The sequence below is a fragment of the Kitasatospora atroaurantiaca genome (assembly GCF_007828955.1).
Lineage (GTDB): Bacteria > Actinomycetota > Actinomycetes > Streptomycetales > Streptomycetaceae > Kitasatospora > Kitasatospora atroaurantiaca.
Genome location: NZ_VIVR01000001.1, coordinates 2,350,528 through 2,365,365, shown reverse-complemented (window position 1 = coordinate 2,365,365; position 14,838 = coordinate 2,350,528). Strand labels below are relative to the sequence as shown.

The window sequence follows — 14,838 nt, the reverse complement described above, 5'->3', positions numbered from 1 at the left end:
TTCCGGCCGGCTTCACATTCGTACCGTTCGGTTTTCCGATTGCCGGGTTTCTGTTGACGCAGAGTGCATCATCGATATCACAACAGCGCCATTCCGGACCGGAATACGGCATTCACACCTCCAGGCGGCAAGCTCTCTCCACGTACCGTCCCCCCGCGGTCGGCGAGATTCCGGAACTCCCGTGTCCAGCCTTCTGGTCAGCAGATCTGACGGTCCGTCATGGCGCAGGGGAACGATGTTGACGCTCTCGAACGTATGACGGCATGATGCGAACACCGGCATGGGTGTTCCGCACACGTGTCGACGGGGATACACAAAGAGCCTTGGGGGTGGTTCGACATGGGATGCGAGGTCGGAACTGAAATCGGTTCGGCCATGGCGCGTTCACTGGACGTGCACGGACCGGATATTATCGCCAGATACCGGGAGGAACTCTTCAGAGCCGGTAACCCGCTCGCCGTGGACGAACAGATCTGGCGGGAGTCGGCGCAGCAGGCGCGCGCCGTCCTCGCCGACTGCGTGCTGGCCCTGGAGCTGGGGCGACGTCAGACCGCCCGTACGGCAGCCACGCAGGTGGCGGACCACGGCCGACGTCGCGCCTCGGCCGGAATCTCCCCGCGCTACGCGGTGGTGGCGGGCACCGTGCTCTTCGAGATCGTCATGGACCGGCTGGTCCCTGCCGCCGAGGGCAGACCGGAGGGCGCGGAACAGATCCGGATCGCCGCCGAGGCCCTGCAGCAGAGCATCAGTTCCCGGCTGGAGACGGCGGTGGTCGGCTACGACCAGGTACTGCTGGAGCGGATCAACCGCCTGCAGTCGGGCGGGCAGCGCTCACTGGCCCGGGCCATCCACGACGAGCTCGGCAACACCATCTCCCTGGCGATGCGTCATCTGGAGCTGTACGAGCACCTCACCCCCGGCCCGGCCAAGCCGGCCGATGCCCAACTCGTAGCGGCGAAGCAGGCGCTGGTCGACTCGATGCAGGGCATCAGGGACATCGTCACCTCGCTGCGGAGGGACGAGCTGGCCGGCTCGCTGGAGCAGGCCCTCAAGCTCTTCGTCGCCTCGGTCGGCGGCACCCGCCCCGAGATCGAGGTGCGGGTCACCGGCGACGAGGCGTGGGCGCCGCAGCACGTACTGGTCGAGGTGTTCCTGGCCGTCCGGGAGTGCCTGCGGAACAGCCTGTCGCACGCGGACGCGGACTGGATCTGGGCCGATGTCACGATCAACCCGCACTCGATCGGGGTCAGCGTGGTGGACGACGGTGTCGGCTTCGACGTCACGGCGGCACTGGAGGCCGGCGCCAACGGGCTGACCTCGGTCACCGAGCGAGTGGAGCTGCTGGGAGGAGTCGCCGCGATCTCGGGGATCCCCTCGGTCGGCACCCGGGTGACCATGTCGATACCTCTCCCGGAGTGGGCCGATGGCCATTAGGACAGCCCCGATCCGGATCCTCGCCGCCGACGACCACACCCTGCTCCGTACCGCCCTGTGCCAACTCCTCGACGCCGAGGAGGACATGAAGGTGGTGGCGCAGACCGGCAGTGGTACCGCGCTGCCCGAGCTGGTCGCCGCCCACCGGCCGGACGTCGTCCTGCTCGACGTCGAGATGCCGGGCAGCCACCCGCAGACCATGTCCAGGACCCTGCTCACCCGTTTCCCCTGGATGCGGCTGATCATCCTCAGCATGTACGACGGCCCGCCGCTGGTGCAGGAGTTGCTGGCCCTCGGCGTCCGGGGGTACCTGCACAAGAGCGTCTCCCGCGAGTCGCTCGTCTCCACGATCCGCACCGCGGCCCGCGACGACCAGCAGGTGACGGTCTCGGTGTCCCGGACGAGCCTCTCGGCGCTGACCGCCGACCCCGCGGTGAGCGCGGCTCGGCTCTCATCCCGAGAGCTCGGCGTGCTGGAGCACGTCGCCAACGCACTGAGCAACCGGCAGATCGCCGCACTGCTCGGGATCACCGAGGGGACGGTCAAGCGGCACCTGCGGAACATCTTCGACAAGCTGGGGGCGGTCTCGCGGATCGACGCGGTCAACAAGGCCGTCGCCGCCGAGCTGATCAATCCACCGGTGGTGCCGCCGCAGCGGTCCCCGGTGCTCGAGCGGCTCTGACTCCTTCCTCGCCTCCGGGCGCTCCTGACCCGGTGTCGACACTCGCCCTCCTTGCCCGCCATCGGGCAGGAGGGGCCCACCCTCCGGCGCTCCTTCGTCGCTTGTCGGTCGTCCCTTTCGACACCGGCGCGCCCGGAGGCGAGGGAGACCGGGGCTCGCGCTCCGTCAGGAGGACTCGCGTTCGACCAGGCGGACCGTCAGGAGGTTTCCGGTCACCGGGACGGAGCTCGGGTCGGCGACCAGCTGCTCGACCAGGGAGGCGAGTTCCTCGCCCTTCGGCAGACTCATGTGCACCGTGCTGAGCCGCGGGCGCAGCAGTGCGCCGAGCAGCAGGTCGTCGGCGCCGACCACGGCGACCTGCCGGGGGATGTCCACGCCGGCGTCCTGCAGGGAGCGCATCAGGAGCATCGCGTACTCGTCGTTGTAGGCGAAGACGGCGTCCAGGCCGAGCTCGCGGCAGCGGGCCGCGGCCTGGACGCCGGACTCCTCGGTGTACCCGAGCGGCAGCAGCTCGACCCGGGCGTCGAGCCCGGACGAGGCCACGGCCGACCTGACGCCGGCCGTCCGGGGCCCGCTGAACTGGTCCAGGTCGCGGTCCCCGGGCACCACCACGCCGATCCGCCGGCGCCCCCGGGCGAGCAGATGGGCGCCGGCGGCCGCGCCGACCTCGTGCTGGTCCATCACCAGGGCGTGCGCGCCCGGGACGGGGCGGGTGCCCAGGGTGAGGACGGCCCTGGTGCCGGCCCGGTGCAGGATCCCTACACCGGCGGGAGTGAGGATCGACTCCAGGCAGAGCACCGCCGCCGGGCGGAGTTCGGCCCAGCCGCGCGCGGGCTCCTCGCCGCCGCCCCGGCTGGGGCCGTACAGCACGCTGGTGTACCCGTGGCGCTGCAGTGCCTGCTGGAGCTCGCGGTAGAACCCGCTGAAGAGCGGGCCGATCGGCGCCGAGGAGCCGACCAGCAGGACGAGGCCGGTGCGGCCGGCCCGGAGCGAGCGGGCCGCGGCGTGCGGGACGTACCCGAGCTGGTCGGCGGCGGCGCGGACGCGCTGCCGGGTCTGCTCGCCCACCCGGCCGCCGGCCGTGTCGTTGAGCACGAAGGAGACGGTCGCGCGGGAGACCCCGGCGAGCCGGGCTACGTCCGCGCTGGTCGGGGGCGGCGGGGTGCTGGTCATAACGGATCGAATCTTTTCACGCGCAGGGGCTGGCCCGGGCCGGGGGTGCACTGTTAGATGTGTGCTTACACGAGTAAGCGTTACACGTGTAACCTGCACTTCAGCGATATTCCGCCATGCCCGGCCCCACCCCCCCCGGGCAGTTCTCTTGGAGGGCAATGTGGCCCTTTCCCCCACCTCCACCGCCGACCTGGACTCCAGACCCGACGAGACCACCGCCCGTCGCGGCCTGCTGCCCCTGCTCTTCGTCGGCAACTCCGCGATGTACGCGCTCTACCTCGGCGTCGGCGGCGTGCTCCTGCCCCTGCAGGTCGAGCACATCGACCCGGCGGCGAAGGTCGCCAACCTGGGCCTGATCGGTGGCGTGGCCGCGATCTTCGCCACCTTCTTCAACCCCTTCGCCGGGGCGCTCTCCGACCGGTCCGGCCGCCGCAACCCCTGGATCCTCGGGGGCGGGCTGGCCGCGGTGGCCGTGATGGCCCTGCTCGGCAGCGTCGCCACGGTGCTGCTGGTCGCCATCGCCTGGTGCCTCGGGCAGGCGGCGATGAACTTCTACCAGGCAGCCCTCACCTCGGTGGTCCCCGACCGGGTGCCGCAGGCCCGGCGCGGCGCCGCCTCGGCCGCCGTCGGGCTCGGCCTGCCGGTCGGCAGCATCATCGGTGTGGTGACCGCCTCGGCCTTCTCGGAGCGGTACCGCACCGGCTATCTGGTGCTCGGGCTGCTGGTCGCGGCGGCAGCCGTCCTGTTCAGCAGCTGCGCCAAGGAGCAGCGGATGCCCGCCAAGGCGCCCGCGCCGCTGCGCGAGCAGGCGGCGGCGTTCCTGGGCGTGCTGCGCGAGCACGACTTCCGCTGGGCCTTCATCGGGCGCGCCCTGCTGGTGCTCGGCTACTTCGCGGTGGTCGGCTACCAGCTCTACATCCTGCAGGACCACATCGCCCTGCCCGACGGCCTGTCTCCGGCCGGCGCGGTGGCGGTCCTCACGCCGGTCTCCGCCGTGGCGATGGCGATCTCCACCGTGCTCGGCGGAGTGCTCTCCGACCGGCTCGACCGGCGCAAGCTCTTCGTCGGGATCTCGGCCGGCCTCTCCGGGCTCGCTCTGCTGATCCCGGTGTTCAGCCCGACGTGGGCCGGGATGCTGGCCTTCTCGGCCGTCAACGGCCTGGCGTTCGGCTGCTTCATGGCGGTCGACACCGCACTCGTGACCATGGTGCTGCCCAAGGCCGAGGACGCCGCCCGCGACATGGGCGTGCTCAACATCGCCAACGCCGGCCCGCAGATCCTGGCACCCTTCGTGGCCTCCGCGGTGGTGAGCCTCGGCGGTTACACCCCGCTCTTCCTCCTCGGCGCGGCTCTCGCGGTACTCGGCGCGCTCGCCGTCAGACCGATCAGCAGCATTCGCTGACCGATCATCAGAAAGGTTTCAGACAAGTGAAGTTGCACACCCAGGAATGGGGCTCCGGCGACCGCGTGGCGCTGCTGGTGCACGGCATCATGTCCGACCACCGTACGTGGCGCCGGGTCGGCCCGGCGCTGGCCGACCGCGGCTACCGGGTGATCGCGGTGGATCTGCGCGGTCACGGTCTCAGCCCGCGCGGCTCGGGCGCCACCCCCACAGACCGGTACAGCCCCGCGCTCTTCGCCGACGACCTGGTGGACACCCTCCCGGTCGGTGCCGAACTCGCCCTCGGCCACTCGCTCGGCGCTCTCACCCTGCGGTACGCGGTGGACCGGCTGAAGCCGCAGCGGGCCGTCTACTCCGACCCCGCCTGGCAGTTCGCCAAGGCCGAGGTGGAGCCGGCGATGTTCGTGGCGTTCCAGCAGGCCGGCCGCGAGCAGATCGCCGCCATGAACCCGCGCTGGGAGGAGGCGGACATCGACGTCGAGCTCGCCACCCTCGCCGCCTGGGACTCCGACTCCGCGCTGGCCCTCGCCGGGAACCACGCGTACGCGGGTCTGCCCGAGGCGCCCGCCGTCCCCTCCCTCGTCCAACTCGCCGACCAGAGCTTCCTGATCGGCCCCGAGGACGCGGCACTGCTGCGCGAGCGCGGCTTCGAGGTCAGGACGGTGCCCGGCGCCGGACACACCATCCACCGGGACGACTTCGAGGGCTTCATGGCCTCGCTGGACGGGTGGATCTGAGGATGAACGTGGATCTGCGGACGAACAAGGAGACCGTGATGACCGACGCCCAGCGCGCCGCCGCCGTCGAGTCGGCACTCGCCCGGCTCGACCTGCCCGCCAAGGTCGCCCTGCTGGCCGGGGCCGACATGTGGTCGCTGCCCGCCAACGAGGAGATCGGCCTCGGGCGGCTGGTGATGTCCGACGGCCCGGCCGGGGTCCGCGGCGAGCACTGGACCGCCGACGACCCGTCGGTCGCGATCCCCTCGCCGACCGCGCTGGCGGCCACCTGGGACCTCGAACTGGCCCGCCGCACCGGCCGGTTGCTCGCCCAGGAGGCCCGCCGCAAGGGCGCCCACGTGGTGCTCGCGCCCACCGTCAACCTGCACCGCAGCCCGCGCGGCGGCCGGCACTTCGAGTGCTACTCGGAGGACCCGCTGCTCACCGGCGAGATCGGCGCGGCGCTGGTGGCCGGGGTCCAGGACGGCGGCGTGGGCACTACGCCCAAGCACTTCGTCGCCAACGACTCGGAGACCGACCGCTACACGGTGGACGTCCGGGTCGACGAGCGCACCCTGCGCGAGCTCTACCTGGCGCCCTTCGAGGCCATCGTCAGGAAGGCGCACCCCTGGGGTCTGATGGCCGCGTACAACGGCGTCAACGGCCCCACCATGAGCGAGCACGACGAGCTCAACAACCGCGTGCTGCGCGAGGAGTGGGGCTTCGACGGCATCCTGGTCTCGGACTGGACGGGTGCCCGGGACACCGTACGGGCCGCGCTCGGCGGCCTGGACGTCGCCATGCCGGGGCCGGCCACGGTGTACGGGGAGCACCTGGTCACCGCCGTCCGCGAAGGCCTGGTGCCGGAGTCGACGGTGGACGAACTGGCCCGCCGCGTGCTGCTGCTGGCGGCCCGGGTGGGCCTGCTGGCGGGTGCTCCGGCCGCCGTACCGGCCGAGCTGCTGCCCGCGCCGATCGACGGCGAGGCGCTGGCCCGGGAGGTGGCGGCGCGCTCCTTCGTGCTGCTGCGCAACGAGGGCGGCGTGCTGCCGCTCGACCCGGCGCCGGGCCGGATCGCGCTGATCGGCGCCGCGGCGGCCGAGGCCCGGATCGGTGGCGGCGGCAGTGCCCAGGTCTTCCCGACCGGTGTGGTGAGCCCGCTGGACGGCCTGCGGGCCGCGCTCGGCGAGGGCGTCGAGCTCAGCTACGCCGTCGGGGCCGACCCGCGGACCTTCCTGCCACCGGCCGCCTTCCCGGGAACGGCCGAACTGACCGGTACGGACGGGCAGTTGCTCGGCACGGCCAAGCTGTCGGACGGAGCCGTGCGCTGGCTGGGGGCACTGCCCGGCGGGGTGGAGTTCGCCGAGCTGCGCCACGTCCGGCTGGAGACCACGGTGACGGCGGCCCGGCCGGGGCGGCACGAGCTGGCGATCCGCGGCGTCGGCCGGTTCCTGCTGGAGGCGGACGGAGAGGTCCTCTTCGACGGCGAGCTGCTTCCGGAGGGGGACGACCCGGCGGGCGGCTTCCTCAATCCGCCCGAGCGGCGGTTCGGTGTGGAGCTGGCCGGCCCGGTGGTCGTCCGGCTGAGCCACACCATGCCGGAGACGAGCGCCTTCGCCGGATTCGGCATGGTCTCCTTCGCGCTGGGGCACGGCGAACCGGCCGCCTCGGCGGACGAGCTGATCGAGGAGGCCGTGGCGGCCGCCCGCGCGGCGGAGGTCGCGATCGTGGTGGTCGGGACCACCGAGGAGGTGGAGAGCGAGGGCGTCGACCGTGACGCGCTGCGGCTCCCCGGCCGTCAGGACGAGCTGGTGGCCCGGGTCGCCGCCGCGAACCCGCGGACGGTCGTGGTGGTCAACTCGGGCGCCCCGGTGCTGATGCCCTGGCGGGCCGAGGTGGCGGCGGTGCTGCTGGGCTGGTTCCCGGGCCAGGAGGCCGGGGCCGCGCTGGCCGACGTCCTGCTCGGCGCCGCCGAGCCGGCCGGCCGGCTGCCCACCACCTGGCCGGCCGAGGAGGCGGACTGCCCGGTCTGGGAGGTCACCCCGGCCGACGGCCGGCTGACCTACGACGAAGGCCTGTTCATCGGCTACCGCGCCTGGCAGCGCAGGGGAGAGGCGCAGCCCGCGTACTGGTTCGGCGAGGGGCGCGGGTACACCGAGTGGTCGTACGAGGGGCTGGAGGCGCGGCTGAGCGGTGAGGCCGACACCTTGGCGGAGGTGTCCGTCCGGGTCCGCAACACCGGCCGGCGCACCGGCCGCGAGGTGGTGCAGGTGTACCTGGCGCCGGACGGCGTCGACCGCAGCCGGCCGGATCTGCAGCTGGCCGCCTTCGCCGTGGTGGAGGCCGCGCCGGGCGAGTACGCCACGGCCCGGGTGAGCATCCCGCGGCGCGCGGTGCAGACCTGGGACTCCGAGGCGCGGGCCTGGCGCACCCGTCCCGGGGTGTACACGGTGGAGGCCGGTCGCAGCGCGGCCGATCGTCCGCTGACTCTTGCCCTGGACGTCTCGGCCGGTTGACGGATCGTCAGATTCGTACGTGCGGTGTGCGACTCGTGCAGGAGTCGCGCACCGTTCGTTCAGGCGTCGCGTGTCCGGCGTTCACTGTTCCGCACCTGAGAAGCCCTCCTGAGCCGAGACGGTCTGTTCCGGCCACGGAGCGCTTGCGGAAGGCGAACAGCGGCATGGGGCATTCCAGATTTCTGATCGTCAGCAGACCGCCGCGCCCCGACGTGGCGCCCGGCGGGACGGTGTGGCGGCTGCTCGGTGCGAACAACCGGCACCTCGGGCAGAGCGAGGAGACCTTCCGGGACGTACCGTCCTGCCGGGCGGCCATCGAGCAGCTGCAGCAGCGGCTGGACCAGGGCCGGGCCACCATCGGCGCCGTCGACCGCGGTCAGCTCTGGCGCTGGCGGATCGAGCTGGACGGCCGGACGGTGGCCTGTTCGGCGCGCGGCTACCGGCGCCAGCGCGAGTGCCAGTACAACCTCGCCCGCTTCCTGGCCGGGGCCCGCAGCGCGGAGCCGGGGAGCAACGCGTGACGGACTCCCCGCGTGCGCTGACGGCCGACCCGGGCTTGCCGGACCGCATCTTCCTGGCCTGGGCCCGTGGCAGCGGCGCTCTCGTCCTGCTGGTGATGCTCGGGGTGGGCGGCTACCTCGCCGTCCGTGCGAGCACCGCGCTGCGCACCGCCGGTCTCTCCTTCCTGACCACCGAGGCCTGGAACCCGGACGGCGGCCACGGCCAGTTCGGCATCGCCGCCGTACTGGTCGGCACGGTGCTGATCGGCGGCATCGCCGTCTGCCTGGCCGTACCGCTGGCGCTCGGCAGCGCGCTGTACATCAGCGAGTACGCGCCCCGGCGGCTCAAGCGCACCCTGATCGGGATGGTCGACCTGATGGCGGCCGTGCCCAGCGTGGTCTACGGCGTGTGGGGCTTCGTGCTGCTGCAGTACAAGCTGGCCGGCACCGCCCGCTGGCTCTCCACCTACCTCGGCTGGATCCCGCTGCTGCACGTCAACGGTGTGGACGTGGACGACCCGCTGAACCCGCCGCTGATCTACACCGCGTCCAGCCTGATGGCGGGCACCGTGGTCGCCTTCATGATCACGCCCATCATGTGCTCGATCATGCGCGAGGTGTTCGACCAGGCCCCGGCGGGCGAGCGCGAGGGCGCGTACGCCCTGGGCAGCACCCGCTGGGGGATGATCCGCGCGGTGGTGCTGCCGTTCGGGCGCGGCGGGATCATCGGCGGGACGATGCTCGGCCTCGGCCGGGCCCTCGGCGAGACGATCACCGTGTACCTGATCCTCTCCATGCACTTCGAGATCCAGCCGCACATCCTGCAGACCGGCGGCAGTGCCGTCGCCCCGCTGATCGCGCTGCGGTACGGCGACTCGACGGACTTCTCCATCTCCGCGCTGATGGCCGCGGGGCTGACGCTCTTCCTGCTCACGCTGGTGGTCAACTTCGCCGCGGCCGCCGTGGTCGCCCGCAGCCGCTCGGGGGCCAGCTCATGACGACCGTCGTCCCCGGCCCGGCCCCCGCCGTGGAGCAGCCCCGCCGCCGGACCGGCGCCCGCCGGGCAAGTGACCGCTACGCCTTCCTGTGGAGCCTGGCCGGCGCGCTCGCCTTCAGCTCGCTGCTGTTCCAGCGGTTCGCCCCGTTCAGCGGCGGCGTCGGCTTCGCGGTCTGCACCTGGCTGGCCTTCCTGGGCTTCTACGCGCTGCTGGTCTCCCGGGACGAGAGCGCGCTCGCCGTACGCGACCGGCTGGCCTCGGCCGTGGTGCACAGCATCGCGGCGCTGCTGCTGGGGGTGCTGGTCTGGACGGTCGGCTATGTCTTCCTGCACGGCTTCGACGCGCTGCGGCACACCAACTTCTACACCCAGGACCTCTCCGAGGCCGGCCCCGCCGACCCGCTGACCAAGGGCGGCGCGCTGCACGCCCTGATCGGCACGCTCACCCAGATCACCATCTCCCTGCTGATCACCATCCCGCTCGGGATCAGCTGCGCCGTCTTCCTGAGCGAAGTCCCCGGCCGCTTCAGCCGCTTGGTCCGCACCTTGGTGGAGGCGATGACGGCGCTGCCGTCGATCCTGGCCGGGCTCTTCATCTACGCCGTCCTGGTGCTCGCCCTCGGCTTCTCGCGCTCCGGCCTGGCGGCGGGCGTGGCGCTCTCGGTGATGATGCTGCCGATCCTGATCCGGGCCACCGACGTGGTGCTGCGCCTTGTCCCCGCCTCGCTCAAGGAGGCCTCGTACGCCCTGGGTTCGAGCCGCTGGCGCACGGTCTGGACGGTGACGCTTCCCAGCGCCCGCTCCGGGCTGGCCACCGCGGTGATCCTGGGCGCGGCCCGCGGGATCGGCGAGACCTCGCCGGTGCTGCTCTGCTCCGGCTACACCAAGAACCTCAACCTCGACCCGCTGCACGACCCGCAGGCCTCGCTGCCCTTGATGGCCTTCACGCTGGTCAAGTTCCCCTCCCAGCTGCAGGTCTCGCGCGCCTTCGGCGCGGCGGCGGTGCTGCTGACCCTGGTGCTGCTGCTCTTCCTCGTCGCCCGGACCCTCGGCGGCCGAGGCCCCGGCGAGCTGACGAGACGTCAGCAACTCCGCCGCGCCCGCCGTTCGGCCGAGGACGTGCGGCGGATGGCGACAGCCCGACCCTCCCGGAAGGAACCCGTGATCTCCCGTACCGTCACCGTGCTGGCCGCGCTGGCACTGATCTGCTCCTCGCTGCTGCTCGGTGCGGCACCCCGGGCGGCGGCCGAGGACTACCGCCGGATCAGCGGCGCGGGCTCCACCTGGAGCAGCAACGCGATGGACTCCTGGATCAGCAACGTCCGGCAGTACGGCATGACCATCGACTTCGACGCGCAGGGTTCCTCGTACGGGCGCAACCAGTTCAAGAACGGGGCGACGGACTTCGCGGTCTCCGAGATCCCGTACGGGCTCACCGACGGCGGGCAGTTCGACGCTCCGCCGCCCTGGCCGATGGCCTATCTGCCGATCGTCGCCGGCGGCACCTCGTTCATGTACAACCTGAAGATCGGCGGGCAGCGGGTCACCAACCTGCGGCTCTCCGGGGACGTCATCGCCAAGATCTTCACGGGCAGGATCACCCGCTGGAACGACCCCGCGGTGCAGGCCGACAACCCCGGCCTGAAGATGCCCGACGTGGCCGTCCGCCCGGTGGTCCGCTCGGACGGCTCGGGCACCACGGCGCAGCTCACCACCTGGATGAGCAAGCGGCAGCAGAACATCTGGGACGACTACTGCCGCAGCACCCCGCGGCACACCCCGTGCGGGACGACCTCGTTCTTCCCGCTGCTGAACGGCAGCACCTGGCAGGCGCTGGGCACCTCGGTGGCCGTCGCCAACGCCGTCGCCAACGAGTCCAACGTCGGCGCCATCACCTACGTCGAGTACTCGTATGCGCTGAACAGCAACTTCCCGGTCGTCAAGATGCTGAACCGGTCCGGCTACTACGTCGAGCCCAACGGCAGGAACGTCTCCGTGGCGCTCAAGAGCGCCGCGATCAACCCGTCCGACCTGACCCAGCAGCTCGACGGCGTGTACGACAGCACGGAGCGCAGCGCGTACCCGCTCTCCAGCTACAGCTACATGGCGGTGCACACCTCCGAGGTCGGCACCTTCAGCAGGGACAAGGGGCGGACGCTGGCCGCCTTCGGCTACTACTTCCTCTGCGAGGGCCAGAAGCAGGCCGACGGGCTGGGCTACTCGCCGCTGACGCCGCAGCTGGTCAAGTCCGCCTTCGAGCAGTTCGCCAAGGTCCCCGGCAGCGAGGCACGCGCCTTCGACGCCTCGAAGTGCACCAACCCGACCTTCGGCCCGGGCGGGCACAACCCGTACGCGGAGAGCGCCGATCCGCCGCAGGACTGCGACCGGAAGGGCTCGGCCACCCAGTGCGGGACGGGTACGGGCGGCGCGAAGCAGACCACGCCGGTGGGCACCGGCTCGGGCGGTGGCGCGGGCTCGGCCTCCGGCGGCGCGGCCGGCTCCGGCGGTGCGGGTGGGGCAGGGGCCGCAGGCGGTACGGGCGGCGCGGCCGGGGGGTCGGCGGCCGGCGGTGACCCGGCGCTGACCGGTGGCGGTGGCGACGGGGGAGCGGCGGGCGGCGGCCAGCAGGTCAGCGCGGACTCCGTGGCCATCTCCGCGACGGCCGGCAGCGGTCTGCGGCACGCGCTGATGCTGATCGCGGGCGCGCTGCTGGGCGGGGTCATCGTGCTGCCGCCGCTGGTCGCGGGCCGTGCGGCCCGGAGCCGGGAGGAGCGGCGATGAGACGGTCCGGGACGGTCCGGCGGGCGCTGCGTACGGCCGGTGCGCTCACCCTGGTGCTGGCCACGGCCGGCGGCGCGGCGCTCTCCGCCGACCCGGGCGGGCCCCCGGCCGGGGTCGCCGCGGCGTCCGAGGCGAGCCCGCAGATCCCGGTCGACCCGATCACCGGCGCCCCGGCCCCGATCGATGCGGCCCCTGCCCCAGCCCCCGCCCCGGCGGCCCGGCCCGGAGCCGCGCAGCCCGAGGCGGGGGCGACCGCCGTCCGGCCCGCCGCGGTCAGCCCGGAGCCGGTCACCGTCCGGGGCCAGGGCGAGTTCGCCGGCCTCGAGGTGACCGTCGGCCAGACCACCCACCTGGTCAACCAGGTGGTCGGGATCACCTGGAAGGGCGGCAGGCCGACCTGGCCCAGTCCGATGTCCTTCGGCCAGAACTACCTCGAGTTCATGCAGTGCTGGGGCGACGATGGCACCGGGCCGGACCGCGAGCAGTGCCAGTACGGTGCGACCAAGGGTGACAGCCGCGGCGGCGCGTACGTGCCCAGCAGGCAGCTCAACTACGGCCGTACGCTGGTGGATCCGGCCGAGACCCGGAAGCCGACCGGGGAGAACCAGAACGTCTACGCCCCCTTCCGGCCCGCCACCGGCGCCCCGGCGGAGACCGACGGCACCAGCCAGTTCTACGACGTGCAGTCCACCAACGAGGTGCCCTTCGCGCCGACCCGCGCGGACGGCACCGGGCAGCTGTTCTTCGAGATCCAGACCGGTATGGAGGCTCCCGGCCTGGGCTGCGGCCAGACGCCCAAGGGCGCGCCGGGCCCGTTCGCCGAGGGCCGCCGCTGCTGGCTGGTGATCGTGCCGCGCGGTGAGCACGAGGTGGACGGCCAGGCACCCACCGGGGACTCCGCCAAGCTGCAGTCCTCGCCGCTCAGCGCCACCAACTGGAGCCGGCGCCTGGTCGTCCCGCTGCACTTCGAGCCGGTCGGCCTCTCCTGCCCGATCGGCAGTATCGAACGGCCCACCGCCGGCAGCGAGTTGGCCGCCGAGACGATCTGGCGCTGGCAGCCGGTGCTCTGCCGGCAGGCCGGCGGGATCTTCAGCTACACCCAGACGACCGACACCCTGGCCCGCACCCGCCTGGTACGCAGCGACCCGGGGCTGGTCTACCTCGGCTTCCCGCTGGCCCAGAAGTACCAGGCGCGCGGCCGGACCCCGGTCTACGCGCCGCTCGCGGTCTCCGGGCTCACCATCGCCTTCGACATCGAGAGCCAGTCCTACTCCCGGACCCCGCCGGAGATCCGGCAGAAGGACGGCCAGCGGATCCCGGACATGAACCTGACGCCCCGCCTGGTGGCCAAGCTGCTCACCCAGAGCTACCGGTACGCCGTCAACCCGGGTGATCCCGATGTTCCCGCGGCAAACCCGCTCGACCTCACCTCCGACCCCGAATTCCTGGAGCTGAACCCGCAGTTCAAGGATCTCTACTTCCCGTCCAGAATCCCCGACCTGCTGCTGCCGACTGGCGACAGCGACGCCGCGCTGCTGGTCTGGATCTGGCTGCTGAGCGACCCGGACGCCGCCGCTTTCCTCAAGGGCGCGGTGAGCCCGAAGTGGCACGACTCGGTCAACCCGGCCTTCCTGCGGGACGGCCTCCAGGGGCTGCACGCCAACTACCCCAAGCCGGACGACTACTGCCAGAAGTTCCCCGACGATCCCACCGGCCGCCCGGACTGGTGCAACCTCGACTCGCACCCGCTCTCCAACACCATGCGTGAGGCGGCCAGGGCCGCCGCCCGCGGGGACACCCTGGCGAAGTCGGTCTGGGACGCCACCACCACGCCCGGCTCACTCAAGAAGGGCCCGCCGCAGGCCCAGGGGCTGCGTGGCGTGATGGCCGTGACCACCACCGCGCAGGCGGCCAGGTACGGTCTGAGCACCGCCCGACTGCGCAACTCCGCAGGCGAGTTCGTCGCGCCCACCAACGCCGCACTGCTCACCTCGGCCGCAGCGGCCGTGCCCAGCGGGGTCGCCGACGTGATGCTCGCTGACCCGGCCTCGAAGGCGAAGGGCGGCTACCCGCTGACCAGCATCACCTACGCCGCCACGGTGCCCTCCGCGCTCGACCGGGAGAGCGGCAAATCCTATGCCGCGCTGCTGCGTTACGCGATGGGCGACGGCCAGACGCCGGGCGTCGCGGCCGGGCAGCTCGCCGAGGGCTACGCACCGCTGCCCGAGGCGATGCGGGAGCGGACCAGGTCGGCGGCCAAGCTGATCGAGGACCGGGCCGGCGTACCGGAGACCGTGACGGCGCCGGCTGTCCCCGCCCCTCGGCCCAGCGGCCCGCTCGCGCCCCAACCACCCGAGGAGGCGCCGCCCGGCCAGGCGGCCCGGGACGCGCAGGACGCGCCCGCCCAGCCCGCCTCGCCGGCTCCGTCCTCCCACACCCCGACCACGCTCGCCCCGACGGTACCGGCCGCGCCGGTCGCCCGTACCGCCCGAACCGAGGTCGGCGGTCTCCGCTACCTGCTGCTCGGCGCGCTGATCGCCGGGCTGCTCGCGGGCGCTGCCGGGCTCCTCGTCCCGCGGCTGCTGCGCAAGCGGAGCCGCTGACCCCGACCACCTCTACCCCGACCACCGCCGACGT

At 72.6% G+C, this 14,838-nt stretch carries 10 protein-coding genes; 9 read left to right on the top strand and 1 reads right to left on the bottom strand.

Features of this window, described 5'->3' with window-relative positions; all coding sequences use genetic code 11:
* Positions 1–375 precede the first annotated feature (375 nt).
* Together FB465_RS10975 and FB465_RS10970 are read left to right on the top strand one after the other, a co-directional pair.
* Positions 376–1,434 (top strand): sensor histidine kinase, encoded by a 1,059-nt coding sequence (locus FB465_RS10975; protein WP_170290562.1) that lies wholly within the window; start codon positions 376–378, stop codon positions 1,432–1,434.
* Complete coding sequence (locus FB465_RS10970) at positions 1,424–2,116, top strand: response regulator (RefSeq protein ID WP_145789881.1); 693 nt, start codon at positions 1,424–1,426, stop codon at positions 2,114–2,116. The genes FB465_RS10975 and FB465_RS10970 overlap by 11 nt, the downstream gene beginning before the upstream one ends.
* A 165-nt stretch (positions 2,117–2,281) precedes the next feature.
* Here the strand turns inward: FB465_RS10970 and FB465_RS10965 are convergent, their stop codons facing one another.
* Positions 2,282–3,289, bottom strand: a complete 1,008-nt coding sequence (locus FB465_RS10965) for a LacI family DNA-binding transcriptional regulator (protein WP_145789879.1) — start codon at positions 3,287–3,289, stop codon at positions 2,282–2,284.
* 160 nt (positions 3,290–3,449) lie between these two features.
* Here FB465_RS10965 and FB465_RS10960 point away from each other — a divergent pair, with 160 nt between their 5' ends.
* The 7 genes from FB465_RS10960 to FB465_RS10925 all read left to right on the top strand — a co-directional run bounded on the left by FB465_RS10960 (position 3,450) and on the right by FB465_RS10925 (position 14,804).
* Positions 3,450–4,691, top strand: coding sequence for an MFS transporter (locus FB465_RS10960; RefSeq protein ID WP_342791795.1), 1,242 nt, complete (start codon positions 3,450–3,452; stop codon positions 4,689–4,691).
* A 26-nt stretch (positions 4,692–4,717) separates the two neighbouring features.
* Positions 4,718–5,428 carry an alpha/beta fold hydrolase gene (locus tag FB465_RS10955; protein ID WP_145789877.1) on the top strand — a complete coding sequence of 237 codons (711 nt, stop codon included), beginning with the start codon at positions 4,718–4,720 and terminating at the stop codon, positions 5,426–5,428.
* 2 nt (positions 5,429–5,430) lie between these two features.
* A complete protein-coding gene (locus FB465_RS10950) occupies positions 5,431–7,923 on the top strand; it encodes a beta-glucosidase (protein ID WP_246192613.1) in 2,493 nt (830 codons plus the stop codon).
* A 164-nt stretch (positions 7,924–8,087) separates the two neighbouring features.
* Positions 8,088–8,444, top strand: a complete 357-nt coding sequence (locus tag FB465_RS10945) for a hypothetical protein (RefSeq protein WP_145789875.1) — start codon at positions 8,088–8,090, stop codon at positions 8,442–8,444.
* Complete coding sequence (gene pstC, locus FB465_RS10940; protein WP_145789873.1) at positions 8,441–9,421, top strand: phosphate ABC transporter permease subunit PstC; 981 nt, start codon at positions 8,441–8,443, stop codon at positions 9,419–9,421. The genes FB465_RS10945 and pstC overlap by 4 nt, the downstream gene beginning before the upstream one ends.
* The gene (gene pstA / locus FB465_RS36275) at positions 9,418–12,201 is read left to right on the top strand and encodes a phosphate ABC transporter permease PstA (protein WP_211785756.1); all 2,784 of its coding nucleotides are present in this window, start codon (positions 9,418–9,420) and stop codon (positions 12,199–12,201) included. Before pstC ends, pstA begins: the two co-directional genes overlap by 4 nt.
* Positions 12,198–14,804 carry a hypothetical protein gene (locus FB465_RS10925; RefSeq protein ID WP_145789871.1) on the top strand — a complete coding sequence of 869 codons (2,607 nt, stop codon included), beginning with the start codon at positions 12,198–12,200 and terminating at the stop codon, positions 14,802–14,804. Before pstA ends, FB465_RS10925 begins: the two co-directional genes overlap by 4 nt.
* Positions 14,805–14,838 lie beyond the last annotated feature (34 nt).

Bases quoted from the DNA above. Each gene is read 5' to 3' on its own strand.
- FB465_RS10970 (WP_145789881.1), top strand. From the start codon at position 1,424: ATGGCCATTAGGACAGCCCCGATCCGGATCCTCGCCGCCGACGACCAC.
- FB465_RS10965 (WP_145789879.1), bottom strand. From the start codon at position 3,289: ATGACCAGCACCCCGCCGCCCCCGACCAGCGCGGACGTAGCCCGGCTC.
- pstA (WP_211785756.1), top strand. From the start codon at position 9,418: ATGACGACCGTCGTCCCCGGCCCGGCCCCCGCCGTGGAGCAGCCCCGC.
- FB465_RS10925 (WP_145789871.1), top strand. From the start codon at position 12,198: ATGAGACGGTCCGGGACGGTCCGGCGGGCGCTGCGTACGGCCGGTGCG.
- FB465_RS10950 (WP_246192613.1), top strand. From the start codon at position 5,431: ATGAACGTGGATCTGCGGACGAACAAGGAGACCGTGATGACCGACGCC.
- FB465_RS10945 (WP_145789875.1), top strand. From the start codon at position 8,088: ATGGGGCATTCCAGATTTCTGATCGTCAGCAGACCGCCGCGCCCCGAC.
- FB465_RS10975 (WP_170290562.1), top strand. From the start codon at position 376: ATGGCGCGTTCACTGGACGTGCACGGACCGGATATTATCGCCAGATAC.